The organism is Agrococcus sediminis (assembly GCF_007923295.1).
In the GTDB taxonomy this organism is placed as follows: Bacteria; Actinomycetota; Actinomycetes; order Actinomycetales; family Microbacteriaceae; genus Agrococcus; species Agrococcus sediminis.
Window position 1 is genome coordinate 39,825 of record NZ_VOIR01000014.1, and the last position, 22,758, is coordinate 62,582.

Consider the following 22,758-nt stretch of genomic DNA (forward strand, 5'->3'; position numbering starts at 1 on the left):
GTCCGTGCCGCTGTGGTCCGTGCCGGTGTGGTCCATCTTGCTGTGGTCGGTGCCGGTGTGGTCCGTGCCGGTGTGGTCCATCTTGCTGTGGTCGGTGCCGGTGTGGTCCGTGCCGGTGTGGTCCATCTTGCTGTGGTCGGTGCCGGTGTGGTCCGTGCCGCTATGGTCCATGCCGGAGTGGTCCGTGCCGCTGTGGTCTGGCTTGCTGTGGTCCATGGCGGAGTGGTATGGCTGGCTGTGGTCCATGCCGCTGTGGTTCGTGCCGCTGGCACCCTCTGAGGAGTTGCCGCGGGTCTCGGTCGCCGAACTGAGGCTGGCGACGCGCAGGCGTGTCCTCGCGTCGTCGACGTGCACGTCCACCGCGGACAGGCTCCTGCGCGCCTGCTCGAAGCTCGGCAGCGCCTCGGCCGCAGAGCCGACCAGGATCCGCACGCGAGGCCCGGGCAGCTGCTCCCAGATGCGCTCCACGCTCGCGGTCAGTTCGGGCCCGGCGGTGCCGCACACGACCAGGACATCCGCATCCGCCGGGGACAGCGAGATGCGCCACCCGAGCTCGACGGCCGCCTGCTCCGCCGCCACCCGCGCCCGCCAGCCGCCGAGCGCCTCGACGAGGAGCACGTGGGCGCGCTGCGCCGCCAGCTTCGCGAGCACCTGCGTCACGCCCACCGGAACGCTCCTTCCCGCCAGGCCCAGAAGACCGCGACGAACAGGACTCCGAGGAACAGGAACATCTCCACCACGGCGGTCGGGCCCATCATCGCAACCACGACGGCCCACGGGTACATGAAGAGCATCTCGATGTCGAAGGCCAGAAAGACGACGGTCGCCGCGTACCAGCGGGCGTGGAAGCGCGAGAGCGCATGCTGCTCCGGGTCGCTGCCGGAGAGGTAGGGCAGCGAGACGATCGGACGGCGGTCGACCGCGACGAGCATCGACGCCCCGTACAGCAGAGCGATCGCCAGCACGGCGATCCCAAGCATCGTCACGACCCCAGCCATGATCGTCCCCCTCTCCCCGGGACCCTATCGAAGGCGCGCGACCGGCTGCACGTGCGCCTGCGGGGGAGTCGCGGAAGGAACGGTCGAAAGCTGCTGTCGGTGAGCCCGTGGCGATGGAAGTCAGGCCGAGCCCGACGGGCGATCGGTTCAGGCTACGACGAGCCCTCCAACTCGTGCTGCAGCCCCGCCGTCCGCAGCGCCGTCGCGACCGGTGATCGTCGCCGCTGATCAGTACGCGTCGGTCTCATCTCGTGTACGCTTCAGTCGCGCCACCGCGGCCTCTGAGCCCCGCGCCATGAGCGTCACGTCGGCCGCGACGAAGACGAACGAGGCGCCGCGCGCGATGCACCGATCGGCGTCCGCCTCCGCGAACGTGTTCACGCCCACGGGCGTGCCCGCCGAGCGCACGGCGTCGATCGTCGCATCGACCGCGGCCACGACGGCCGGCTCTGACGGGCGGCCGGGGAGTCCCATGGAACCGGCGAGGTCTGCCGGGCCGACGAAGACGGCGTCCACCCCGTCGACCGCCGCGATCTCGGCGGCGTTCGCCACCCCATCCGCCGTCTCGATCTGCACCGTCACCGACACGTGGTCGTCGGCGGCGCCCACGTAGCCGGGGATGCGCCCCCAGCGCGACGAGCGCGCGAGCGCCGAGCCGATGCCGCGGGCGCCCTCGCGCTCGCCGTCGCCGCCCGGGTAGCGGGCGGCGCGCACGGCGGCCGCCGCGTCCGCCGCTGTCGACACCATCGGCACGAGCACGTTCTCGGCGCCGAGGTCGAGCACCTGCTTGATGATCACGGGATCGTTCCACGGCACGCGCACGATCGTGGTCACGGGGTAGGCGGCGGCTGCGTGCAGGATGGGCAGCATCTCGCTGATCGAGATCGGCCCGTGCTCACCGTCGACGAGCAGCAGGTCGGCGCCGGAGCCCGCCATGATCTCGGCGGCGATGGCGCTGCCGGTTGCGTTCCACAGGCCCACGAGCGGAGCGTCGGCCGCGGCGAGCGCGTCGCGGAACGTGCTCATCGGAACGTCACCTCGACCGAGCCCATGTCCTGGAAGTGCGCCGTGACGACGTCGCCGGGCTGCACCCACACGGGCCGGGTGAACGAGCCGGCGAGGATCATCTCGCCCGCCTCGAGCCGGTCGCCGTGCTGCGCGAGCTTGCCCGCGAGCCACGCGACGCCGTGCGCCGGGTTGCCGAGCACACCGCCGGAGACGCCGGTCTCGATGATCTCGTCGTTCACGAGGCAGAGCGCGCCGACCCACGACAGGTCGCGGTCGCGCGGGCCGATCTCGACGTCGCCGACGACGATCGCGCCGAGCGCCGCGTTGTCGCTGATCGTGTCGACGATCGTGCGGCCCTCGAGCTCGATGTGCGAGTCGAGGATCTCGAGCGCCGGCACGACGACCTCGGTGGCGACGAGCACCTGGTCGACCGTGAGGCCCTCGCCCTCGAGCGGCGACCGCAGCACGAAGGCCAGCTCGACCTCGACGCGCACGTTCGACCACTGCGCGTGCTCGACGGTCTCGCCCGAGCGGAGCGCCTGGTCGGCGAAGATCACGCCGTAGTCGGGCTCGGTGATGCCGGTCGCGAACTGCATCGCCTTGCTCGTCAGGCCGATCTTGCGCCCGACGAGCCGTGCGCCGGCCTCCTCGCGGCGCGCGCGCCAGATGCGCTGCACCGCGTAGGAGTCCTCGATCGTCGCTTGCGGGTACCGCGTCGAGATCCGCTCGATCGTGCCGCGCGAGCGAGTGGCCTCGGCGAGCTCGTCGGCGATCCGCTCGACGGTCGCGTCGTCGAGGCCCCGTCCGGGAGCGCTCGTCACAGCTGGTTGCCGATCTTGAAGCCCTTCGACGCCTGCCCGCGGTAGGTGCCGTCGTCGTCGCCCTCGCGGGTGTACGAGAAGCCGTCGGCGCCGATCGTCACCTCCATCTCGCTCGAGTCGGTGCGCTCGACGACCTCGACCACGTTGCCGTCGAGGTCGAGCACGGGCGACGCCTCGGTGTACCAGGAGGGCACGACGGGGTTGCCCCACCAGTCGCGGCGCTGGTTGTCGTGCACGTCCCACGTGATGACGGGGTTGTCGGGGTCGCCCGTCCAGTAGTCCTGCGTGTAGATCTCGACGCGGTGGCCGTCGGGGTCGGTGATGTAGAGGTAGAACGCGTTCGAGACGCCGTGCCGGCCCGGTCCGCGCTCGATGTGGTCGGACATCCGCAGCGCGCCGAGCTTGTCGCAGATCTGGATGATGTTGTGCTTCTCGTGCGTCGAGAAGGCGATGTGGTGCATGCGCGGACCGTTGCCGCCGGTGAGCGCCGTGTCGTGCACGGTGCCCTTGCGGTGCATCCACGCCGCGTAGGTGACGCCCTGGTCGTCCTGGATGTCCTCGGTGACGCGGAAGCCGAGGTCCTCGAGGTACTTTCGGCCGCGCGGCACGTCGGGGGTGACCTGGTTGAAGTGGTCGAGGCGCACGAGCTCGCCCGCCGAGATGAGGTCGTAGCGCTGGTGCAGGCGCTCGGCGTGCTCGGTCGCGTGGAAGAACTCGTAGGGGAAGCCGAGCGGGTCCTCGACGCGCACGCTGTCGCCGAAGCCCTTCTGGAAGCCGTCGCGCCGGCGCTCCGTGCGGCAGCCGAGCTCCTGGTAGTAGGCCTCGGCGGCGTCGACGTCCTCGGGGGTGCGCACGCGGTAGGCGAAGGCGGCGACGGCCGCGACGGGGCCCTTCCGCAGCACGAGGTTGTGGTGGATGAACTCCTCGAACGACCGCAGGTAGATCGCCTCGTCGTCCTCCTCGGTCACGTGCAGGCCGAGCACGTCGACGTAGAAGGCGCGGCTCGCGGCGAGGTCGGTGACGACCAGGTCCATCGCCGCGCAGCGGATGATGTCGGGCGCGGGCACGGAGGGCTTGGGGATCTCGTTCATGGTGCTGCTCCTTCGCAGTCGGGGTCAGGCGGATGCGCCGAAGCGGGCGGTGTGGACGTCGCCGAGCGTGATGTGCACGGCCTGCTGGTCGCTGTAGAAGTCGAGCGAGCGGTAGCCGCCCTCGTGCCCGAGGCCCGAGGCCTTCACGCCGCCGAAGGGGCTGCGGAGGTCGCGCACGTTGTGGCTGTTGAGCCACACCATGCCGGCCTCGACGTCCTGCGCGAAGAGGTGCGCGCGCTGCAGGTCGCGCGTCCAGATGTAGGCGGCGAGACCGTACTTCGTGTCGTTCGCGAGCTCGAGCGCCTCCTCGTCGGAATCGAACGGCGTGATCGCGACGACCGGGCCGAAGATCTCCTCCTGGAAGATGCGCGCATCCGGCGCCACGTCGACGAACACCGTCGGCGCGACGAAGTTGCCCTCGGGGAAGGCATCGGGGCGGCCTCCGCCGGCGACGAGCCGGCCCTCCTGCTTGCCGATCTCGACGTACGACATGACCTTGTCGAAGTGCTCCGGGTGCACGAGCGCGCCGACCTCGGTGCTGGGGTCGCCCGGGTCGCCGACGACGATGTTCTTGGCCCGCGCCGCGTAGCGCTCCACGAACTCGTCGTAGATCGAGCGCTCGACGAGGATGCGGCTGCCGGCGGTGCAGCGCTCGCCGTTGAGCGAGAAGACGCCGAACAGCGTCGAGTCGATCGCGGCGTCGAGGTCGGCGTCGGCGAAGACGACGGCCGGGCTCTTGCCGCCGAGCTCCATCGACAGCGCCTTGAGGTGCGGCGCCGAGTTGCCGAAGATGAGCTGGCCCGTGCTGCTCTCGCCCGTGAAGGAGATGAGCGGCACGCCCGGGTGCTTCACGAGCGCGTCGCCGGCGGTCTCGCCGAAGCCGTTGACGAGGTTGAACACGCCCTTCGGCAGCTCTGCCTCCTCGAAGATGCCGGCCCAGAGCGACGCCGACAGGGGCGTGAACTCGGCGGGCTTCAGCACCACGGTGCAGCCGGAGGCGAGCGCGGGGCCGAGCTTCCACGACTCGAGCATGAACGGGGTGTTCCACGGGGTGATGAGCCCCGCGACGCCCTTGGGCTTGCGGTTGACGTAGTTCACCTGGCTGCCGGGCACCTTGTAGGCGTCGTCGCGGCCGGCGACGATGAGGTCGGCGAAGAAGCGGAAGTTCTCGGCGGCGCGCTGCGCCTGGCCGCGGGCCTGCGTGATGGGCAGGCCCGAGTCCCACGACTCGAACTGCGCGAGCTCCTGGTCGCGCGACTCGACGATGTCGGCGATGCGGCTGAGGATGCGGGCGCGCTCGCGGTTCTTCATGCGCGGCCACGGGCCCTCCTCGAAGGCGCGCGTGGCGGCGGCGACAGCCAGGTCGATGTCGGCCTGCTTGCCCGACGCGGCGACGGTGTAGTCCTCGTTCGTGACCGGGTTCAGCACGCCGAAGGTCTCGCCGTCGACGGAGGGCACGCGCTCGCCGTCGATGTAGTGGGGGATGAGCTCGGGGATGCCTGCGGGCTGGGTGGCCATGGTGGGGCTCCGTTCGTTCGGGTCGCGGCGCCGTGCCGCGATGCGGCTCGGCGGTCGGTCAGTCCTGGTTCGGGTGGATGCGCTGGAGGTAGGCGTCGGGGGTCGCGAGGCGGTGGGCGCGCACGGCGAGCTCGATGCGGCGCGGGTCGGCGCCCTCCTCGATGAGGGCGAGGATCGCCTCGTGCTCGTCGACCGATGACACGGCGCGGCTCGGCACGAACGAGAAGGTCGACTGGCGCAGCCGCGCAAGCCGCTTCCAGCAGGTGTCGATCACGTCGCCGAGCACCTCGTTGGGGCAGACGTCCGAGAGGCGGCGGTGGAAGGCCTCGTTGAGCGCGGTGAACTGCACCGGGTCGAAGCCGGCGAGCGACTCGCGCAGCTGCGCGTTGATGGCGCGCGCCTCGTCGACGTCGCGCTTCGAGTAGAGGCCGGCGGCGAGCATGATCGCGGCGCCCTCGACGAACGAGAGCGTCTCCATCGTGTCGTGGTACTCGAGCTCGTCGATCTCGGCCACGCGCGCGCCGATGTTGCGCTCGAAGGTGACGAGCCCCTCCGCCTCGAGCCTGCGGATCGCCTCGCGCACGGGCACGACGCTCATGTCGAGCTCGCGGCCGATCGCGTCGAGCACGAGCCGGTAGCCGGGGGAGTAGGTGCCGTCGACGATGCGGTCGTGCAGCAGCTGGTAGGCGCGCTGCGACTTCGACGGCGCGGCGGTGCCGCCCGCCTCGGCGAGCGCCGCGGCGCGGGCGCGCGGCCCGGTCACTCGGCCGCCCCCTGCTGAGCGAGGCGGGCCTCGTACTTCGCCCGCCACTCGGCGTTCATCGGGAAGAGCCCGTCGACGGGGTGGCCGGCGTCGACCTGCGCGGCGATGAACTCCTCCTCGCGCTCCTGCGCGATCGCCTCTGCCGCGAGCTCGCGCGCGAGCGCGGGCGGGATGACGAGCACGCCGTCGCCGTCGCCGACGATGATGTCGCCGGGCTGCACGGTGGCGCCGCCGCACGCGATCGTCTCGTCGTGCGACCACGGCACGTGGAGCCGGCCGAGCACAGCCGGGTGGCCGCCCGCGTGGTAGGTCGGCACGCCGATCTCGGTGACGACGTCGAGGTCGCGCACGCCGCCGTCGGTCACGAGGCCGGCCGCGCCGAGGTGGCGGGCGCGCAGCGCCAGGATGTCGCCGAGGGTGCCCGAGCGGTTGTCGCCGCGCGCCTCGATGACGACGACGTCGCCCGGTCGCAGCGAGTCGAACAGCCGCTTCTGCGCGTTGTAGCCGCCGCCGTGGCTCTTGAAGAGGTCCTCGCGGTTGGGCACGTAGCGCAGCGTGCGCGCGGTGCCGACGATGCGGCTGCCGGGCTGCGTCGAGCGCAGGCCGTCGATCGAGACGTTGTTGAGGCCGCGCTTGCGCAGACCCGAGGAGAGGGTCGCGAGCGCGACGCTCGAGAGCTGCGCGCGCAGCTCGTCGTCGAGCACGGGCGCCTCGGCCTGCTGGAACTCATCGATCGGGCGGCCGGATGCGTCGGCCCACTGCTCGGCCGTCGGCTTCGGCTGCGCCGAGTACGGCGGGAGCGCCTGGTCGCCGACCCGCACGGTCGTGGCGAGCCGGCCGGTCGACAGCTGCTCGCCGTCGAGCGCTGCGGCGGTCACCTCGACCTCGACGGTCTGCCCGGGGGAGAGGGTGGATGCGCCGGCGGGCGTGCCCGTGAGGATCACGTCGCCGGGCTCGAGCGTGATGAGCTGCGAGAGGTCGCTGACGATCTGCGGCAGCGAGAAGATGAGGGTCGCGGTGGAGTCCTCCTGCACGAGCTCGCCGTCGAGCCAGGTGCGCACCTCGATCGCCGCCGGGTCGAGCCGCTCGGCGGGCAGCAGCGCCGGGCCGATCGGCGTCATGCCGTCGCCGCCCTTGGAGCGCAGGTTGGAGCCCTTGTCGACCCACCGGAGGTCGAACACGCCCAGGTCGTTCGCCGCGGTGACCGCGGCGACGTGACCCCACGCATCCGCCTCGCTCACCGCGCGGGCGTGGCGGCCGATGACGACGGCGATCTCGCCCTCGAAGCCGAAGATCTCCGTACCCGCGGGCAGCACGGCCTCGCCGCCGGTGGAGAGCGAGGTCGCGGGCTTCAGGAAGTAGCCGGGAGCCCCGGGCGTGCGGCCCTTCTGCGCGGCGCGGGCGCGGTAGCCGATGTGCATCGCGAACACCTTGTGGGGGCGGGCGCCGAGCAGCTGCCACGCATCGGCGGCGGCGGGAGGGGCACCCTCTGCGGGGTGCGACGATGCATCCATGCGGGCATCGTATACGATTCCGAATCTGAAGTGCAAGGGTCGGGCAGCAGCCCTCCACCCTGTGTCAAGAGGCCTCCAGCGCCCTCTTGACCGTCGTGCATGAAATCGTATATGTTCCTGGCAGTCCCCCGGGTCGCGCCTCGCGGTCCACCTCTCTGACAAAGGAGTCAGCGTGTCTCACAGCACGACGCATCCGCACACGTCGCCCAAGGAGCGCAACAAGGTCCTCGGCGCCGTCGTGGTCGGCACCACCATCGAGTGGTACGACTTCTTCATCTACGCCTTCATGGCGAACCTCGTCTTCGCGCAGCTGTTCTTCCAGCCAGCCGGCGAGGGCATGATGCAGATCCTCTCGCTCATCACCATCGGCATCTCCTTCCTCTTCCGCCCGCTCGGCGCCTTCCTCGCCGGGCACTTCGGCGACAGGGTCGGCCGTCGCCCGATGCTCGTGCTGACGCTGCTGCTCATGGGCGTCGCGACCACCCTGGTCGGCGCGCTGCCCACCTTCGAGCAGGCCGGCTGGATCGCGCCGATCCTCCTCATCCTGCTCCGCATCCTGCAGGGCATCTCCGCCGGCGGCGAGTGGGGCGGCGCGGTGCTCATGGCCATCGAGCACGCGCCGCGCGGCCGCCGCGGCCTCTTCGGCTCCTTCGTGCAGGCGGGCGTGCCGCTCGGCATGCTGCTCGCGACGGGCGTGCTCGCCGCGATCCGCGCCATGTTCCCCGGCGACGCGTTCCTCGAGGTCGGCTGGCGCATCCCGTTCTTCATCTCGATCCTGCTGGTCGTCGTCGGCTACGTCGTGCGCCGCTCGGTCGACGAGTCGCCGGTGTTCCAGGAGATCAAGGAGACCGCGCAGCAGGAGTCGGCGCCGATCGTGCAGGTCTTCAAGAAGTACGGCCTCGTCGTGCTGCTGTGCGCGATGGTCTTCATGGCCAACAACGCCATCGGCTACATGACGACCGGTGGCTTCGTGCAGGGCCTCGCGTCGCGACCGGTCGACGGCACCCCGCCGGGCCTCGGCTTCGACCCGGTGGGCGTGCAGCTCGCGGCGTTCGCCGGCTCGCTCTCGTGGCTCGTGTTCACCTTCGTCGCCGGCTGGGCCTCCGACCGCATCGGCCGCAAGAAGCTCTACCTCATCGGCTGGACGGTGCTCGCGATCACGACGATCCCGCTCTTCATCCTCGTCGAGCAGGGCGTCTGGGGCGTCGCGATGGGCACGATCCTGCTCGGTGCGGGGCTCGGTCTCACCTACGGCGCGCAGGCGGCCTGGTACGCCGAGTCGTTCCCGGCCTCGGTGCGCTTCTCGGGCGTCTCGATCGCCTACGCGATCGGCGCGGTCATCGGCGGCGCCTTCGCGCCGACCATCGCACAGGCGCTGCTGCAGGCGACCGGCACCACGTGGGCGATCGTCGGCTACCTGCTCGTGACGGTGGTCATCTCGGTCATCGGCACGGTGCTGCTGCGCGAGCGCAACGACATCCCGCTCTCGATCGACTTCGAGCACTCCGGCAAGTGGGAGTCGTGGCGCACGGGCGACCCCGAGACCGTGGAGGCGACCGCCGCGCGCTGATCCGCGCCGGCGCACGGGAGGGGGTCCGCCGCACGGCGGGCCCCTCTCGTCTGCGCAGGCTCGGCGAGCGCCGACCCGGGTCAGGCCTCCTCGATCGCCCGCTTCGTCAGCTTCTTGACGCGGGCGCGGCGCTTCGGCCGCGCGGGGATCATCGAGCGCATCTCCTCGAGCCGGCCGAAGCAGAGCAGCCGGTCCTCGGCCTCGAGCACCCGGCGTCCGGGCGGGTTGGGGATCACGTGCGTGCCGCGGTGGAGCGTGAGCACCGTGATGTCGCGCTCGCGCAGGCCCGACTCGCTGATGGTCTTGCCGATGAGGTCGGCGTCGCCGTGCACGACGAGCTCGGCCACGCCGTAGCCGGTCGAGATGCTCAGCCGCTCGCGCACGTCGATCTGCGGGAACGCCACCTGATCGGCGATGTGGTCGATGATCGCGCCGGCGACGTCGAGCCGCGTCGCGGTCTCGATGCCCTCGAGGCCGGGGGAGGAGTTGACCTCCATGACGAGCGGTCCGTCGTTGCCCTCGAGCATGTCGACGCCCGCGACCTTCAGCCCCATGATCTGCGCGGCCCGCACCGCGACGCGCTCGAACTCGGGGTCGAGGTCGACGGCCTCGACGCTGCCGCCGCGGTGCACGTTCGAGCGGAACTCGTCGCCCTGGGCGCTGCGCCGCATGGCCGCGACGACCCGGTCGCCGACGACGAGCGCGCGGATGTCGCGGCCCTTGCTCTCGGCCACGAAGTGCTGGATGAGCACCTGCTGCCGCGTCGACTGCAGCGTCTCGATGATCGCCTCCGCCACCTTGATGGTGGGCGCGAGGATCACGCCGATGCCCTGCGTGCCCTCGAGCAGCTTGAGCACGACCGGCGCCCCGCCGACCCGCTCGATCGCCGGGATCACGTCGGCTCGATCGCGCACGAACGTGGTGGCGGGCATGCCGATGTCGTGCCGCGCGAGGATCTGCGTCGCGCGCAGCTTGTCGCGCGCGTTGGCGATGCCGTTGGCGGTGTTCGGCGTGTAGACGTCCATCTGCTCGAACTGCCGCACGACCGCGGTGCCGAAGTAGGTGATCGAGTTGCCGATGCGGGGCAGCACGGCGTCGTAGTCGCGCAGCTGGCGGCCCCGGAACTGCAGGTCGGGCCCGTCGCCCGAGAGGTCGATCGCGAAGCGCAGGGTGTTGAGCACCTTCACGTCGTGGCCGCGCTCGACGGCCGCGGCACGGAGCCGCCGGGTGCTGTACGAGCGCGGAGCGCGCGAGAGGATGGCGAGCCTCATCAGGACGCACCTGCCTTTCCTGGTTGGATGGCCGCATGGGCGGAGACCATCCTGGCAGGCCGGCGACGGCGGGCTGGCGCGAGTGGGTCGGGCTGCCCGAGCTCGGCATCGCGCACGTGAAGGCCAAGCTCGACACCGGTGCGCGCACGAGCGCGCTGCACGCGTTCGAGATCGAGGAGCTCCGTCGCGACGGCGCCGACTGGGTGCGCTTCGAGGTGCACCCGTGGCAGCGGTCGAAGGCCGACGCCCGGGTGGTCGAGTGGCCCGTGCACGATCGCCGGCTCGTGCGCTCCTCCACCGGTCACGAGCAGGAGCGCATCGTCATCCGCACCGCCCTCGCGCTGCTCGGCACGCCGGTGACCACCGAGATCACGCTCGCGCGCCGCGACGAGATGGGGTTCCGGATGCTCGTGGGGCGCGAGGCGCTCCGCCAGGGCTTCGTGGTCGACGCCGCGCACTCGTATCTCGGCGGGCGCCCGGACCGCGCCGTGCGCCAGCGCAACCGGGGGCGCGCCGGTGCGTGAGTCGTTCGCGATCGGCGGCGTGCGGGTGCGCGCCGGCCAGTCGAAGAGCGTCGAGCTGCCGATCGCTCGGCTCGTGACCGGCGGCGACGTCTCGCTGCCCGTGCGCGTCGTGCACGGCCGCGAGCCCGGCCCCGTGGTGTGGCTCGACGCGGCGGTGCACGGCGACGAGGTCGTCGGCGTCGAGGTGATCCGCCAGGTGCTCGCCGCGGTGTCGCCGCGCACCCTGCGCGGCACGCTGCTCGCGGTCCCCGTCGTCAACGTGCTCGGCTTCATGACGGGCGACCGCTACCTGCCCGACCGGCGCGACCTCAACCGCTCCTTCCCCGGCTCGGCGCGCGGCTCGCTCGCGAGCCGCATCGCGCACCTGCTCATGACCGAGGTGGTGGCGCGCTGCGACGTCGGCATTGACCTCCACACCGGCTCCGACCGGCGCGACAACCTGCCGCAGATCCGCGCCGACCTCGACGACCCCGAGACCCGGCGGCTCGCCGCCGCGTTCGGCGCCCCGGTCATGCTGCACGCGCGGCTGCGCGACGGCTCGCTGCGGCAGGCCGCGAGCGAGGCGGGCGCCATCGCGCTGCTGTACGAGGCCGGCGAGGCGCTGCGGCTCGAGCCCGAGCCGATCGACGTCGGCGTCGCGGGCGTGCTGCGCGTGCTCGCCGCGCTCGACATGCTCGACGGGCAGCCGCACGACAGCCCGCCGCCGGTCGAGTGCCGCGCGAGCGGCTGGGTGCGCTCCCGGGGCTCGGGCATCCTGCACCTCGACGCGCAGCTCGGCGACGCGGTGTCCGCGGGCGCCCGGCTCGGCCGCGTCGCCGACGCGCTCGGCACCGGCGGCCGCATCGTGCGCGCCGACCGCGACGGGATCGTCATCGGCCTCACCCGTGCGCCGATCGTGCACGCGGGCGACGCGGTCGCGCACATCGCCGCGCCCTGACGGCGCCTCAGCCCAGCAGCCCCAGCGTGCCGGTCACGATGAGCGCGCCGCCGCCGAGCACCGACAGCGCGATGATCGTCCACCGCACGACGGTCGGGTTCACCAGGTGCGCGAGGCGATCGCCGAGCAGCACGCCCGCGACGACCGGCAGCGCGAGCGCGAACCACGCCCACAGCGGCCACTCGGGCGATCCCTCGGGGGCGACCAGCGGCCGCACCGCGACGACCGCGCCGCTGATGAGCACCCAGAAGGGCTGCATCGTCGCGACGAAGGTGCGGTCCTGCCAGCCGGACAGCAGCGAGTAGGCGCCGACCGCCGGAGCCCCCATGCCGACGCTCGCGTTCAGCAGGCCGATCGCGGTGCCCGAGGCCACCCGCAGCGCCGGGCCGTCGTGCGTGCGCGTCGCGCTGGTGAACGCCACCGCCACGAGCACGCCGAGCACCGCGATGGCACCGACGGCCACGCGCAGCAGGTCGGTGTCGAGGCCCTTCGCCAGCAGCATGCCGGGCACCATCACGGCGAGCGCGGGGATCGCGATCCAGAGCAGCCGCCGCCAGTCGATGTCGCGCCAGACCCGCGGCAGGATGATGAGGCAGGCGATGGCGCCGTAGAGGTTCACGACGAGCACGGCGGCGAGCGGGCCTGCCACGAGCGCGACGGCCGGCGTGACGACGAGGCCCCAGCCCATGCCGATCATGCGCTGCCCGACGGCGCCGATGAGCACGGCCGCGAGCGCGACGACGAACGAGAGCAGGTCCACGGGGCGCTAGCGGAGGTCGGCCTCGATGGCGCGGGCGATCCGCTGCACGGCGGCGCCGAGCGCCTCCGTGTCGGGCTGGCCGACCGTGACCACCGCCACCGACGCATCCGTCGTGCCGCGGCTGCGGATGGGTGCGCCGACCGACGTGATGCCCTCGATCACCTCGTTGGCGCTCACCGCGAAGCCGCGCGAGCGCACCCGCTCGACCTCGGGGTGCATCGGCCCGTCGTGGCCGAGCGCGCGCCACGTGGGGTCGTCGAGCATCGCCTGCAGCGCGATGCCGGGCGCGCCGAGCGCGATCGGGTGCCGGTGCCCCGGGTGCTGGGCGACGGATGCGTTGACGCCCCGGGGCACGGCCGTCACGAGGGTGACGGCGTCGTCCCCGTCGCGGACGGCGAGGAACGCCGTCATGCCGAGCTCGTCGGCGAGGTGCTGGAGGTGGGGGAGCGAGGCCGACTGCAGGTCGTGCTCGACGTCGCGGGCGAGCACCACGAGCTGCGGGCCGAGCGAGAGCATGCCGCCCGCGTCGCGCACGACCAGGCGGTGCTCCTCGAGGGTGCGCACGAGCCGGTAGGCGACGGAGCGGTGCACGCCGAGGCGGTCGGCGAGCGACTGGATCGACTGGCTGCCGTGGTCGGCGAGCAGCGAGAGCGCGGTCAGGCCCCGCGAGAGGGTCTGCGAGCCGCTCGTCTCGCTGCGCGGGGTCGTGGTCGCGGCATCCGTCGGCATCGTCGCCCGCTCCCATCACCGCATCCGCTCGGACGCGCTGTTGCAAGCATAGAACAGCGCGTTCAGATAGCGGGCGGCGCCCGTCGGGCGTCAGACCTCGACGGAGTCGCCGACGCCCAGGCGGTGGTGCTCGCCGCCGCCGTGGCTGACGGCGCCCTCGATGCGCGCGTGCGCCATGCCGAGCCCCATCTCCGACAGCGGCGCGTCGTGCACGGCGAAGGTCGCGCGCGGCGCCACCTCGACGACGAAGTCCATCACGTCGCCGATCTTCAGCCACGGCGCGCCGGCGGGCGCGGCGAGCAGCGCGACGGGCACGTCGGGCACGGCGTAGGAGTCGCCCGGGTAGTAGAAGCGCTCGTTGACGAGCACGCCCAGGTTGTCGACCACCGGGATCGAGCGGTGGATGATGGCGTGCTCGCCGCCGAAGAAGCGCAGCCGGAACGGACCGGCCGTCACGCGCTCGCCGGCGTGGACGACCGACACGTCGAAGCCCTCCGCCGCCTGCGCGACGCCCTCGGGGCCGTAGATCGGCACGCCCGGGTGGGCGGCGCGGAGCGCCTCGAGGTGCTCGGCATCCCAGTGGTCGGCGTGCTCGTGGGTGATCACGATCGCCACGAGCCCCGGCGCCGTGACGGCGCCGCTCTGGTTGCCCGGGTCGATGACGAGCTGCTGCCCCTCGTCGTCGAGGATCATGCAGGCGTGCTCTCGCTTGGTCACTCGCATGCCGACCACCCTAGGCGCGGCGCCCTCCGCTGGTCGAGCCGCGCCCCAGTCCGCCGGTCGAGCCGCGGCCGCAGGCCGTGAGTCGAGACCACACCGCGAGCCGCCCACCCCGCCCGCCCCTAGGCTCACCCTGTGCGCATCGTGGTCGCCTCCAACCCCGCCGCCCGGTTCGGCCGCAGCGGCGCCGTCGGCGCGCTCGTCGCCGCCCGCATCGCTGACCTCGGCCACGAGGTGACGCACATCGCCGCGGCCGACTACGCCGGCCAGCTCGAGCAGTCGCGCTTCGCGATGATCACGGCGGATGCGCTGGTCGTCGTGGGCGGCGACGGCATGGTGCACCTCGGGGTCAACATCGTCGGCGGCACGTCGAAGCCCCTGCTGGTCGTGCCCGCGGGCAGCGGCAACGACTTCGCGTCGGCGATGGGCGTCGCGTCGGCGCAAGCGGCGATCGACGGCCTCGAGGCTGCGCTCGCGGCCGAGCCCGATCGCGTCGACCTCATCCGCATCGAGCACCCCGACGGGGTCGCGCTCGCCGCCGGCGTCGTCTCGGTCGGGTTCGACGCCGACGTCAACGTGCGCTCGTTCCGGCTGACGGGCGTGCCGAGCCGCATCCGCTACCAGGCGGCGATCCTCGCGACGGTGCTGCGGCCGCGGCACCGCACGTTCCGCGTGCGCCTCGACGGCGGCCCCGAGCGCACCTGGCGCACGCTGGTCGCGGCGATCGCCAACAACCGCACCTTCGGCGGCGGCATCCCGATCGCGCCAGACTCGTCGATGCGCGACGGCCGCCTCACGGCGGTCTTCGCCGACGAGCTCTCGTACCCGTCGTTCCTGCGCCTGCTCGCGCGCGTGCTGCGCGGCACGCACACGAGCGACCGTCGCGTGACGGTCGTCGACTGCGAGACTGCCGAGCTCGCGAGCGACGAGACGGTGATCGTGTGCGCCGACGGGGAGATCGTGGGCCGGCTGCCGGTGCGCTGCAGCATCATGCCGGGCGCCCTGCGGGTGCTCCGGCCGCGCTGATCGGGCGCGCTCGACGCCCCGGCGGCGGCGGATTTTGCGCGGCGCCGGATCGTGTGGCACACTATCCAGGTTGCAATCGCAAGACCAGCAGCGCCGGCCCCATCGTATAGCGGCCTAGTACGCCGCCCTCTCACGGCGGTAACGCGGGTTCGAATCCCGCTGGGGTCACAGTGAGAAGCGCCCCGGTCCACGGACCGGGGCGCTTCGTCGTTCCCGGCCGCGGATGCGCAGCGCCCCTCGACCCGAGGGCCGAGGGACGCTGGAGCCGCCGCCGCTCAGGCGGGCTGGCGCACCGCCGGCAGCAGCGCGCCGCGGAAGTACTCCGCGAGCTCGTCGGTCGCCGTCAGCGGCAGCACGGCGCCGACGTACTGGTCGGGCCGCACGACGACGATCGCGCCGTCGCGCGAGATGCCGCGGATGTCGAAGATGTCCTCGTCGGGGAGCGACGCGTAGACGTTCTCGAGGTTCACGAGCTCGAACGGTCCCACGATCGGCTTGAACGCATCCGGCACCTGGCCGAGGTGGAAGTCGTGGTGGCCCTGCTGGTAGACGGCCTTCACGTCGATGATCGCGCTCGAGTCGCGGCCCTCAGGGGTGTGCACGCGGATGGGGGAGTCGGGCGACTGCTCGAACCACTCGGCGAGCGCCGTCATCGCCGACGCCTCGCCGGCGGCCGGACGGTCGGCGAACGCGTAGAGGCGGTAGCGGCCGTCGGCGGTGTGGAAGTGGCCGAGCTGCACCGGGTTGGTGTCGGCGACCTTCACGACGCGGGCCGACTTGAAGCGCTTGCCGACGGGGAAGCCCGTCGCGAGCTCCTGGTGGCGGGCCTCGGCGACGATCTGCGACGGCGCGTACTCCGTCATGAACCCGGCCGGGAACTCCATCGTCCGCGTGTAGAACTCGGCGACCTCCTGCGGGCTGCCGAGCTCGCTCGCGGGCTTCGCCATGAGCGTCGACCACTCCTTGTCGAAGTCGATGAGGTTCTGCGCGACCACCTGGCGCTCGAGCGAGTAGGTGTCGAGCAGGCTCTCGGGCGCACGGCCGTCGAGCACGTGGCCGAGCTTCCAGCCGATGTTGAAGCCGTCCTGCATGGAGACGTTCATCCCCTGGCCGGCCTTCGCGCTGTGCGTGTGGCACGCGTCGCCGGTGATGAACACGCGCGGCGTGCGCGTGCCGCGCTCGTCGGGCTGCACGTCGTCGAAGCGGTCGGTGATGCGGTGCCCGACCTCGTAGATGCTGCTCCAGGCGATGTTGCGCACGTCGAGCGTGTACGGGGCGATGATCGCGTTGGCGCGGCGGATGACCTCCTCCATGGGGGTCTGGCGCACGCGGCCGTGGTCGTCCTCCGGCACCTCGCCGAGGTCGACGTACATGCGGAAGAGGTAGCCGCCCTCGCGGGGGATGAGCAGGATGTTGCCGCCCGTGCTCGACTGGATCGCGCACTTGGTGCGGATGTCGGGGAAGTCGGTCACGGCCAGCACGTCCATGACGCCCCAGGCGTGGTTCGCCGACTGGCCGGCGAGGGTGCAGCCGATCGCGGCGCGGACGCCGCTGCGCGCGCCGTCGGCGCCGATCACGTACTTGGCGCGGATGACGCGCTCCTCGCCCGTCTGGTCGCCGGCCGTGCGGGCGACGGTGACGCGCACGGGGTGCTCGCCCTCCTGCGCCACCTCGAGGCCGCGGAACTCGTAGCCGTAGTCGGGGGTGACGCGGCCGGGCGCGTTGCGCGCCGCCTCGGCGAAGTAGTCGAGCACCCGCGCCTGGTTGACGATGAGGTGCGGGAACTCGCTGATGCCGGTCGGGTCGTCCTCGGGCGCGGAGGTCTTCACGATGCGCGAGGGGTCCTCGGGGTCGGGGCCCCAGAACGCCATCTCGGTGATGCGGTAGGCCTCGGCGGTGATGCGCTCGGCGAAGCCGAACGCCTGGAAGGTCTCGACGCTGCGCGCCTGGATGCCGTCGGCCTGGCCGATCTCGAGCCGGCCCGGCCGGCGCTCGATGATGCGCACGTTGAGGTCGGGGAACTGCGCGAGCTGTGCAGCGGCGATCATGCCCGCCGGGCCGGAGCCCACGATCAGCACGTCGACCTCGTCCGGCAGGTCTGCCGGGCGGTCGAGCCCGATGCCTGCGGCCGGCTGCACGCGCGGGTCGGTGGACACGTAGCCGTGGTGGTGGAACTGCACGGGCTTCCTCACTCCTGTGTGGGGATGACGGACATCATCGTCTGCTCGCCACGCGTTCGATATCTGAACACGCGCTTCGATTATTGACACGAGCATACGACGGCGGCCGAGGCGGGACAACCCTCGGCCGCTCGCGTGACGGATCGAGGAGCATCCAGGCGCTGTGCACCGGCCGAGGATCCACCCTCCTCTTCTCGTGCCGCCTCCTCTACTCGTGACGGCCTCGATCGGATGCGGCGCGCGCGGCCGCTCGCCGCCCACCCGGCCGCACGCCGCATCCGTCTCCACACTCCGGCCGGCCGCCCGCACGAGGGCGCGCCAGTCGCGCCAGACTCCCGCCATGCGCGACCTGCGACTCGACCTGCTCGCCGCGGGCGGCGCCACGACGCGCACGGCGCTGCGCGCGCTCGGGCACTCGCACCGCGCCATGCGCGCCGCGGTCGACGCGGGGGTCGCAGACGCAGTGACGCGCTCGTGGCTCGTGCTGCCCGACGCGATGCCGACGATCCGCACGGCGCTCGCCGCCGGCGGCGCTGTCGGCGGCGCGAGCGCGCTCGCAACCTACGGCGTGTGGGTGACCGAGGCCCCGCCGCTGCAGATCGCGACGACCCCCACCACCGGCGTGGCGGCCGCGACGGTCGGCACGCGACTGTGGGTGCGATTCGAGCGCGACGCGCAGCCGTGGCGAGTCAGCATCATCGACGCGCTCGCGCAGCACGCGGTGCGCGTCGAGCGGGAGCACGCGATCGCGTCGATCGACAGCGCGCTGCACCAGGGGCTCATCGACGACGGCGACCTCGATCGCCTCTTCGGGATGCTTCCGCAGCGCTGCGGGCCGTGGCGTCGGCGGCTCGATGCCGCGGCCGAGTCGGGCCTCGAGTCGCTGCTGCGCGTGCCGTGCCGCGATCGGGGCTGGACGGTCGAGTCGCAGGTGCCGGCACCGGGCGGCGGGCGCAGCGACCTGCTGATCGACGGCTGGCTGTACGTGGAGGCCGACGGTGCGCAGTGGCACGACGAGCCGAAGCAGGCCGCGAAGGACCGCCGGCGCAACGCGTCGATCACCGCGGCCGGCGGCCGGTGGCTGCGGTTCGGCTACGCCGACGTGGTGCATCAGCCGACGCGCACGCTCGACACGATCGCGCTCGTGCTGGCGCAAGGGCGGCCCGTGCGGCGGCTGGCCGGATGACGCGAGCCGGCGCGGTCACCGCGCGGCCGTCCATCGCTGCCGCACAGGCGCATCCGCCATGCTCTCCCGGTCGACGAGAGGAGACCGACATGCAGTGCCCCAACGATGCGACGACCCTGGTGATGAGCGAGCGCAGCGGCATCGAGATCGACTACTGCCCCGAGTGCCGCGGCATCTGGCTCGACCGCGGCGAGCTCGACAAGCTCATCGAGCGGTCGGCCGAGCAGCAGCCGCAGGCGTTGCAGGCCCAGCAGCAGCCCGGCTACGGCCAGGGCTACGGTCAGCAGGGGTCGAGCGACACCATCGGGAAGATCGCCGACAAGGTGCTCCGCACGGTGCAGCAGCGCACCGGCGGACAGCAGCAGCGCCAGCCGTACGGCGACCAGCGCTACGACCCCCGCTACGGCGACCAGCGCCAGCGCGGCAGCCGCGGCTGGCTCGGCGACATCCTGGGCTGAGGCGCAGCGCCCGTCACGGGATGAGGATGGGTGACGGCTCGAGGACGGATGCTCCTCGAGCCGTCACCGCCTTCTGGATGCTCCTCGATCGGTGACGGCAGCCGAGCGTCAGCCGAGCAGCCCGAGCGCCCGCACCTGGTCGCGCTCCTCCTCGAGCTCGGCGACGGATGCGCGCAGCTGCGCCGCGACATCCGCGTCGAGCTCGAGGCCCTCCACGACCGACCAGTCTCCGCCGACGGCCGTGACCGGGAACGACGAGACGAGCCCCTCGGGCACGCCGTAGTCGCCGCGCGAGACGACCGACATCGAGGTCCAGTCGCCCTCTGGCGTGCCGAGCGCCCACGATCGCACGTGGTCGACGGTCGCCGACGCGGCCGAGGCCGCCGAGGAGGCGCCGCGCGCCGCGATCACCGCGGCGCCGCGGTTCGCGACGGTCGGCACGAACTCGTCGCGCACCCACCCGCGCTCGACGAGCTCGGTCGCGGGCTCCCCGGCGACGAGCGCGTGGGTGAGGTCGGGCACCTGCGTCGTGGAGTGGTTGCCCCAGACGATCATGCGGCGGATGTCGCCGACAGCAGCTCGCGTCTTCGCCGCGAGCTGCGCGACGGCGCGGTTGTGGTCGAGCCGGGTGAGCGCCGAGAAGCGCTCGCGCGGGATGTCGGGGGCCGCCGCGGCCGCGATCAGGGCGTTGGTGTTGGCCGGGTTGCCGGTGACGGTGATGCGGATGCGGTCGCTCGCGCGCGCCTGGATCGCGCGTCCCTGCGCCTGGAAGATCGCGCCGTTGGCGGCGAGCAGGTCGCTGCGCTCCATGCCCTTGCCCCGCGGCCTCGCGCCCACGAGCAGCGCGTGGTCGGCTCCCTCGAACGCGACCGGCGCATCCGCCGTCGTGTCGACCGAGGCCAGCAGCGGGAACGCCGCGTCCTGGAGCTCCATCACGACCCCCTCGAGCGCCGGGAGCGCGTCGGGGATCTCGAGGATGCGCAGCCGCACCGGCTGGTCGGGCCCGAGCATGTCGCCCGCGGCGATGCGGAACAGCAGCTGGTAGGCGATCTGGCCGGCGCCGCCGCTCACGGCGACGGTGACGGGCGGGTTGGCGGTGGAGGCGCTCATGCCTCCATCGTGTCGGCCGCCGCGGCCTGTGGCTAGAGCCAGTGCCGCCGCTTGAACAGCACGTAGAGCACGCCCGCGAGCACGACCATGAGCGCGAGCGCGAACGGGTAGCCGAGCGCCCAGTGCAGCTCGGGCAGGTAGCGGAAGTTCATGCCGTAGATGCCGGCGATGAGCGTCGGCGCGAACAGGATCGCCGCCCACGACGTGACCTTCTTCGTCTGCTCGTTCTGCTCGATCTGGAGCTCGGTCATCGCGCGCATCTCGTCGTTCTGGCGCTCGGCGACGCGCGCCGAGGCGAGCTGCAGCAGCGAGGTGAGCAGGCGCTGCGCACCGTCGAGCCGAGCGGCGGTCTGCCGGGCGTGGTCGTCGACGTCGCGGAGGTGGCGCCGCAGCTCGGCGTCGGTCTGCGACAGCCGGGCGGTGCTCCGCTCGATGATGCCGCTCATCGGCTCTGCCGCCCGCTCGAGCGCCACCATGCGGCGGAGCGACAGGTAGACCTCGACGGTCGCCGGCTCCTGCTGGCTGAAGAACGCCTCCTCGATCTCGGCGATGCGCTGGCGCAGCGCGTCGGCGAGGTCGGCGTGCTGGTCGGCGGTCTCGTCGAGCAGCGCGTAGAGCAGCGTCGCGGGCGTGGTGTCGAGCAGCTCGAGGCCCTCCTGCAGCCGGTCGCGGATGTCGGCGAGCCCCTCCGGCCGATCCCAGGAGACGGTGATCGCGCAGCGCTCGGCGACGATCGCGTGCACCTCGCGGGGCACGAGCGCGTCGCCCACCTGCTCGACGCGGTGCAGCACGCAGTAGGTGACGCCGTCGTAGGGCTCGAGCTTCGGTCGCTGCCCGCGCTGCAGCACGTCCTCCACCACGAGGCGGTGCAGCTCGAGCTCGCGGGCCGCGGCGAGCACCTCGTCCTCGCTCGGATCGACCAGGTCGAACCACGCGAACCCGCCCCGCTCGGCCGCCGTCTCGAGCATCCGCTCGACGGGCACGTCCGGCACGCGGGCACCGTCGGCCCAGACGGCTGCGTCAGCGATCGGCATGGGTCCTCCAGCGGCTCTCGCGCTCAGGATACGCACCGCGGGCCCGCGCGCACGCGGCCCCGCTCGGCGTCGGATCGGCGCTGGCCGTAGACTCGACAGACGGCCGCAAGGGGGAGAGATGGGCAGGACGCTCGCAGAGAAGGTGTGGGACGACCACGTCGTGGTGCGCGGTGAGGACGGCGCGCCCGACCTCATCTACATCGACCTCCACCTCGTGCACGAGGTCACGAGCCCGCAGGCGTTCGACGGCCTCCGCCAGGCCGGCAGGGGCCTGCGCCGCACCGACCTCACGGTCGCGACCGAGGACCACAACACCCCGACGATCGACATCGACAAGCCCATCCAGGACCCGACGAGCCGCAAGCAGATCGAGACGCTGCGCCACAACGCCGCCGAGTTCGGCGTGCGCATCCACTCGCTCGGCGACAAGGAGCAGGGCATCGTGCACCTCGTCGGCCCGCAGCTGGGCCTGACGCTGCCGGGCGTGACGGTCGTGTGCGGCGACTCGCACACCTCGACGCACGGTGCGTTCGGCGCCATGGCGTTCGGCATCGGCACGAGCGAGGTCGAGCACGTCATGGCCACGCAGACGCTGCCGCTCAAGCCCTTCAAGACGATGGCGATCAACGTCGAGGGCGAGCTGCGCCCGGGCGTGACGGCGAAGGACATCATCCTCGCGGTGATCGCGAAGATCGGCACCGGCGGCGGCGCCGGCTACGTCTTCGAGTACCGCGGCAGCGCCATCCGCGCCCTGTCGATCGAGGGCCGCATGACGATCTGCAACATGTCGATCGAGGCCGGAGCCCGCGCGGGCATGGTCGCGCCCGACGAGACGACGTTCGCCTACGTCAAGGACAAGCCGCACGCGCCGAAGGGCGCCGACTGGGACGCGGCGCTCGAGTACTGGCGCACCCTCCCGACCGACGACGACGCCGTCTTCGACAACGAGATCACCATCGACGCATCCGAGCTCGAGCCCTTCGTCACGTGGGGCACGAACCCCGGGCAGGGCGCCTCGCTCTCGGGCGAGGTGCCCGACCCCTCGTCGTTCGCCGACCCGACCGACCGCGCCGCCGCGGAGCGCGCGCTCGAGTACATGGACCTCGCGCCGGGCACGCGCCTCAAGGACATCCCGGTCGACACCGTCTTCATCGGCTCCTGCACGAACTCGCGCATGGAGGACCTCACCGCCGCCGCCGACATCCTGCGCGGTCACAAGAAGGCGGATGGCGTGCGCGTCATGGTCGTGCCGGGCTCGGCCCGGGTGCGCCTCGAGGCCGAGGCGGCCGGGCTCGACAAGGTCTTCACCGACTTCGGCGCCGAGTGGCGCTTCGCCGGCTGCTCGATGTGCCTCGGCATGAACCCCGACCAGCTCGCGCCGGGGGAGCGCTGCGCCTCGACCTCGAACCGCAACTTCGAGGGCCGGCAGGGCAAGGGCGGCCGCACGCACCTCGTGTCGCCGCTCGTGGCCGCCGCGACCGCGATCCGCGGCACGCTCTCGAGCCCGTGGGATCTGGTGCGCGAGCAGGAGGAGGTCTGA

Annotated in this window: 21 protein-coding genes, 1 tRNA gene and 1 pseudogene; 8 read left to right on the top strand and 15 right to left on the bottom strand. The window is 72.4% G+C overall.

Annotated elements, in window-relative coordinates; translation table 11 throughout:
• The 8 genes and pseudogenes from FQ330_RS13300 to FQ330_RS07805 form a co-directional block, all read right to left on the bottom strand.
• A pseudogene (locus tag FQ330_RS13300) lies at nucleotides 1-666 on the bottom strand (hypothetical protein); the annotation flags it as partial.
• On the bottom strand, nucleotides 657-998 hold the full coding sequence (locus FQ330_RS07775) for an NADH-quinone oxidoreductase subunit A (RefSeq protein ID WP_205649643.1): 342 nt from the start codon (nucleotides 996-998) through the stop codon (nucleotides 657-659). The pseudogene FQ330_RS13300 and the gene FQ330_RS07775, both read right to left, overlap by 10 nt.
• 228 nt (nucleotides 999-1,226) lie before the next feature.
• A complete protein-coding gene (locus FQ330_RS07780) occupies nucleotides 1,227-2,024 on the bottom strand; it encodes an HpcH/HpaI aldolase family protein (protein WP_146356534.1) in 798 nt (265 codons plus the stop codon).
• A complete protein-coding gene (locus FQ330_RS07785; RefSeq protein ID WP_146356536.1) occupies nucleotides 2,021-2,827 on the bottom strand; it encodes a 2-keto-4-pentenoate hydratase in 807 nt (268 codons plus the stop codon). The genes FQ330_RS07780 and FQ330_RS07785 overlap by 4 nt, the downstream gene beginning before the upstream one ends.
• A complete protein-coding gene (hpaD, locus tag FQ330_RS07790) occupies nucleotides 2,824-3,918 on the bottom strand; it encodes a 3,4-dihydroxyphenylacetate 2,3-dioxygenase (RefSeq protein ID WP_146356538.1) in 1,095 nt (364 codons plus the stop codon). Before hpaD ends, FQ330_RS07785 begins: the two co-directional genes overlap by 4 nt.
• Before the next feature lie 24 nt (nucleotides 3,919-3,942).
• Nucleotides 3,943-5,436, bottom strand: a complete 1,494-nt coding sequence (gene hpaE, locus FQ330_RS07795) for a 5-carboxymethyl-2-hydroxymuconate semialdehyde dehydrogenase (RefSeq protein ID WP_146356540.1) — start codon at nucleotides 5,434-5,436, stop codon at nucleotides 3,943-3,945.
• Nucleotides 5,437-5,494: 58 nt separating this feature from the next.
• Nucleotides 5,495-6,199: a GntR family transcriptional regulator gene (locus FQ330_RS07800; RefSeq protein WP_128189585.1), complete on the bottom strand. Its 705-nt coding sequence runs from the start codon at nucleotides 6,197-6,199 to the stop codon at nucleotides 5,495-5,497.
• Nucleotides 6,196-7,713 (bottom strand): fumarylacetoacetate hydrolase family protein, encoded by a 1,518-nt coding sequence (locus FQ330_RS07805; protein ID WP_146356542.1) that lies wholly within the window; start codon nucleotides 7,711-7,713, stop codon nucleotides 6,196-6,198. The genes FQ330_RS07800 and FQ330_RS07805 overlap by 4 nt, the downstream gene beginning before the upstream one ends.
• Nucleotides 7,714-7,885: 172 nt before the next feature.
• Between FQ330_RS07805 and FQ330_RS07810 the strand changes: the two genes are divergently transcribed.
• Nucleotides 7,886-9,283 (top strand): MFS transporter, encoded by a 1,398-nt coding sequence (locus FQ330_RS07810; protein ID WP_128189583.1) that lies wholly within the window; start codon nucleotides 7,886-7,888, stop codon nucleotides 9,281-9,283.
• 80 nt (nucleotides 9,284-9,363) lie between these two features.
• Here the strand turns inward: FQ330_RS07810 and FQ330_RS07815 are convergent, their stop codons facing one another.
• A complete protein-coding gene (locus FQ330_RS07815; protein ID WP_128189582.1) occupies nucleotides 9,364-10,554 on the bottom strand; it encodes a RimK family alpha-L-glutamate ligase in 1,191 nt (396 codons plus the stop codon).
• 35 nt (nucleotides 10,555-10,589) lie between these two features.
• Between FQ330_RS07815 and FQ330_RS07820 the strand changes: the two genes are divergently transcribed.
• Together FQ330_RS07820 and FQ330_RS07825 are read left to right on the top strand one after the other, a co-directional pair.
• Nucleotides 10,590-11,078, top strand: a complete 489-nt coding sequence (locus tag FQ330_RS07820; RefSeq protein WP_146356544.1) for an ATP-dependent zinc protease family protein — start codon at nucleotides 10,590-10,592, stop codon at nucleotides 11,076-11,078.
• The gene (locus FQ330_RS07825; protein ID WP_225792753.1) at nucleotides 11,071-12,015 is read left to right on the top strand and encodes a succinylglutamate desuccinylase/aspartoacylase family protein; all 945 of its coding nucleotides are present in this window, start codon (nucleotides 11,071-11,073) and stop codon (nucleotides 12,013-12,015) included. The genes FQ330_RS07820 and FQ330_RS07825 overlap by 8 nt, the downstream gene beginning before the upstream one ends.
• A gap of 7 nt (nucleotides 12,016-12,022) precedes the next feature.
• Here the strand turns inward: FQ330_RS07825 and FQ330_RS07830 are convergent, their stop codons facing one another.
• From FQ330_RS07830 to FQ330_RS07840, 3 genes are all read right to left on the bottom strand, one after another.
• Nucleotides 12,023-12,775 carry a sulfite exporter TauE/SafE family protein gene (locus FQ330_RS07830; RefSeq protein WP_128189580.1) on the bottom strand — a complete coding sequence of 251 codons (753 nt, stop codon included), beginning with the start codon at nucleotides 12,773-12,775 and terminating at the stop codon, nucleotides 12,023-12,025.
• Nucleotides 12,776-12,781: 6 nt separating this feature from the next.
• Nucleotides 12,782-13,504 (bottom strand): IclR family transcriptional regulator, encoded by a 723-nt coding sequence (locus tag FQ330_RS07835; RefSeq protein WP_146356546.1) that lies wholly within the window; start codon nucleotides 13,502-13,504, stop codon nucleotides 12,782-12,784.
• 90 nt (nucleotides 13,505-13,594) lie between these two features.
• The gene (locus FQ330_RS07840; protein ID WP_146356548.1) at nucleotides 13,595-14,227 is read right to left on the bottom strand and encodes an MBL fold metallo-hydrolase; all 633 of its coding nucleotides are present in this window, start codon (nucleotides 14,225-14,227) and stop codon (nucleotides 13,595-13,597) included.
• 132 nt (nucleotides 14,228-14,359) lie between these two features.
• Between FQ330_RS07840 and FQ330_RS07845 the strand changes: the two genes are divergently transcribed.
• A complete protein-coding gene (locus FQ330_RS07845) occupies nucleotides 14,360-15,250 on the top strand; it encodes a diacylglycerol/lipid kinase family protein (RefSeq protein WP_146356550.1) in 891 nt (296 codons plus the stop codon).
• A gap of 95 nt (nucleotides 15,251-15,345) precedes the next feature.
• Nucleotides 15,346-15,418: transfer RNA gene (locus FQ330_RS07850), tRNA-Glu, on the top strand.
• A 107-nt stretch (nucleotides 15,419-15,525) separates the two neighbouring features.
• Here the strand turns inward: FQ330_RS07850 and FQ330_RS07855 are convergent.
• Nucleotides 15,526-17,430 carry an FAD-binding monooxygenase gene (locus FQ330_RS07855; protein ID WP_146356552.1) on the bottom strand — a complete coding sequence of 635 codons (1,905 nt, stop codon included), beginning with the start codon at nucleotides 17,428-17,430 and terminating at the stop codon, nucleotides 15,526-15,528.
• 340 nt (nucleotides 17,431-17,770) lie between these two features.
• Between FQ330_RS07855 and FQ330_RS07860 the strand changes: the two genes are divergently transcribed.
• Nucleotides 17,771-18,616: a DUF559 domain-containing protein gene (locus FQ330_RS07860; protein ID WP_146356554.1), complete on the top strand. Its 846-nt coding sequence runs from the start codon at nucleotides 17,771-17,773 to the stop codon at nucleotides 18,614-18,616.
• Nucleotides 18,617-18,705: 89 nt separating this feature from the next.
• Nucleotides 18,706-19,074: a TFIIB-type zinc ribbon-containing protein gene (locus FQ330_RS07865; RefSeq protein WP_146356556.1), complete on the top strand. Its 369-nt coding sequence runs from the start codon at nucleotides 18,706-18,708 to the stop codon at nucleotides 19,072-19,074.
• Between the two features lie 108 nt (nucleotides 19,075-19,182).
• On the opposite strand, the gene FQ330_RS07870 is transcribed toward FQ330_RS07865, so the two are convergent.
• Both FQ330_RS07870 and FQ330_RS07875 read right to left on the bottom strand, forming a co-directional pair.
• Entirely contained in the window at nucleotides 19,183-20,184 is a 1,002-nt protein-coding gene (locus FQ330_RS07870; protein WP_146356558.1) for a malate dehydrogenase, read from the bottom strand.
• 32 nt (nucleotides 20,185-20,216) lie between these two features.
• Nucleotides 20,217-21,218: a magnesium and cobalt transport protein CorA gene (locus FQ330_RS07875; protein WP_192575879.1), complete on the bottom strand. Its 1,002-nt coding sequence runs from the start codon at nucleotides 21,216-21,218 to the stop codon at nucleotides 20,217-20,219.
• Between the two features lie 118 nt (nucleotides 21,219-21,336).
• Here FQ330_RS07875 and leuC point away from each other — a divergent pair, with 118 nt between their 5' ends.
• Nucleotides 21,337-22,758 carry a 3-isopropylmalate dehydratase large subunit gene (gene leuC, locus FQ330_RS07880; protein WP_146356562.1) on the top strand — a complete coding sequence of 474 codons (1,422 nt, stop codon included), beginning with the start codon at nucleotides 21,337-21,339 and terminating at the stop codon, nucleotides 22,756-22,758.

Coding starts and splice junctions, on each gene's coding strand:
- FQ330_RS07775 (WP_205649643.1), bottom strand. CDS start 998: ATGGCTGGGGTCGTGACGATGCTTGGGATCGCCGTGCTGGCGATCGCT.
- FQ330_RS07780 (WP_146356534.1), bottom strand. CDS start 2,024: ATGAGCACGTTCCGCGACGCGCTCGCCGCGGCCGACGCTCCGCTCGTG.
- hpaD (WP_146356538.1), bottom strand. CDS start 3,918: ATGAACGAGATCCCCAAGCCCTCCGTGCCCGCGCCCGACATCATCCGC.
- hpaE (WP_146356540.1), bottom strand. CDS start 5,436: ATGGCCACCCAGCCCGCAGGCATCCCCGAGCTCATCCCCCACTACATC.
- FQ330_RS07805 (WP_146356542.1), bottom strand. CDS start 7,713: ATGGATGCATCGTCGCACCCCGCAGAGGGTGCCCCTCCCGCCGCCGCC.
- FQ330_RS07815 (WP_128189582.1), bottom strand. CDS start 10,554: ATGAGGCTCGCCATCCTCTCGCGCGCTCCGCGCTCGTACAGCACCCGG.
- FQ330_RS07820 (WP_146356544.1), top strand. CDS start 10,590: ATGGGCGGAGACCATCCTGGCAGGCCGGCGACGGCGGGCTGGCGCGAG.
- FQ330_RS07835 (WP_146356546.1), bottom strand. CDS start 13,504: ATGCCGACGGATGCCGCGACCACGACCCCGCGCAGCGAGACGAGCGGC.
- FQ330_RS07840 (WP_146356548.1), bottom strand. CDS start 14,227: ATGCGAGTGACCAAGCGAGAGCACGCCTGCATGATCCTCGACGACGAG.
- FQ330_RS07860 (WP_146356554.1), top strand. CDS start 17,771: ATGCGCGACCTGCGACTCGACCTGCTCGCCGCGGGCGGCGCCACGACG.
- FQ330_RS07865 (WP_146356556.1), top strand. CDS start 18,706: ATGCAGTGCCCCAACGATGCGACGACCCTGGTGATGAGCGAGCGCAGC.
- FQ330_RS07870 (WP_146356558.1), bottom strand. CDS start 20,184: ATGAGCGCCTCCACCGCCAACCCGCCCGTCACCGTCGCCGTGAGCGGC.
- FQ330_RS07875 (WP_192575879.1), bottom strand. CDS start 21,218: ATGCCGATCGCTGACGCAGCCGTCTGGGCCGACGGTGCCCGCGTGCCG.
- leuC (WP_146356562.1), top strand. CDS start 21,337: ATGGGCAGGACGCTCGCAGAGAAGGTGTGGGACGACCACGTCGTGGTG.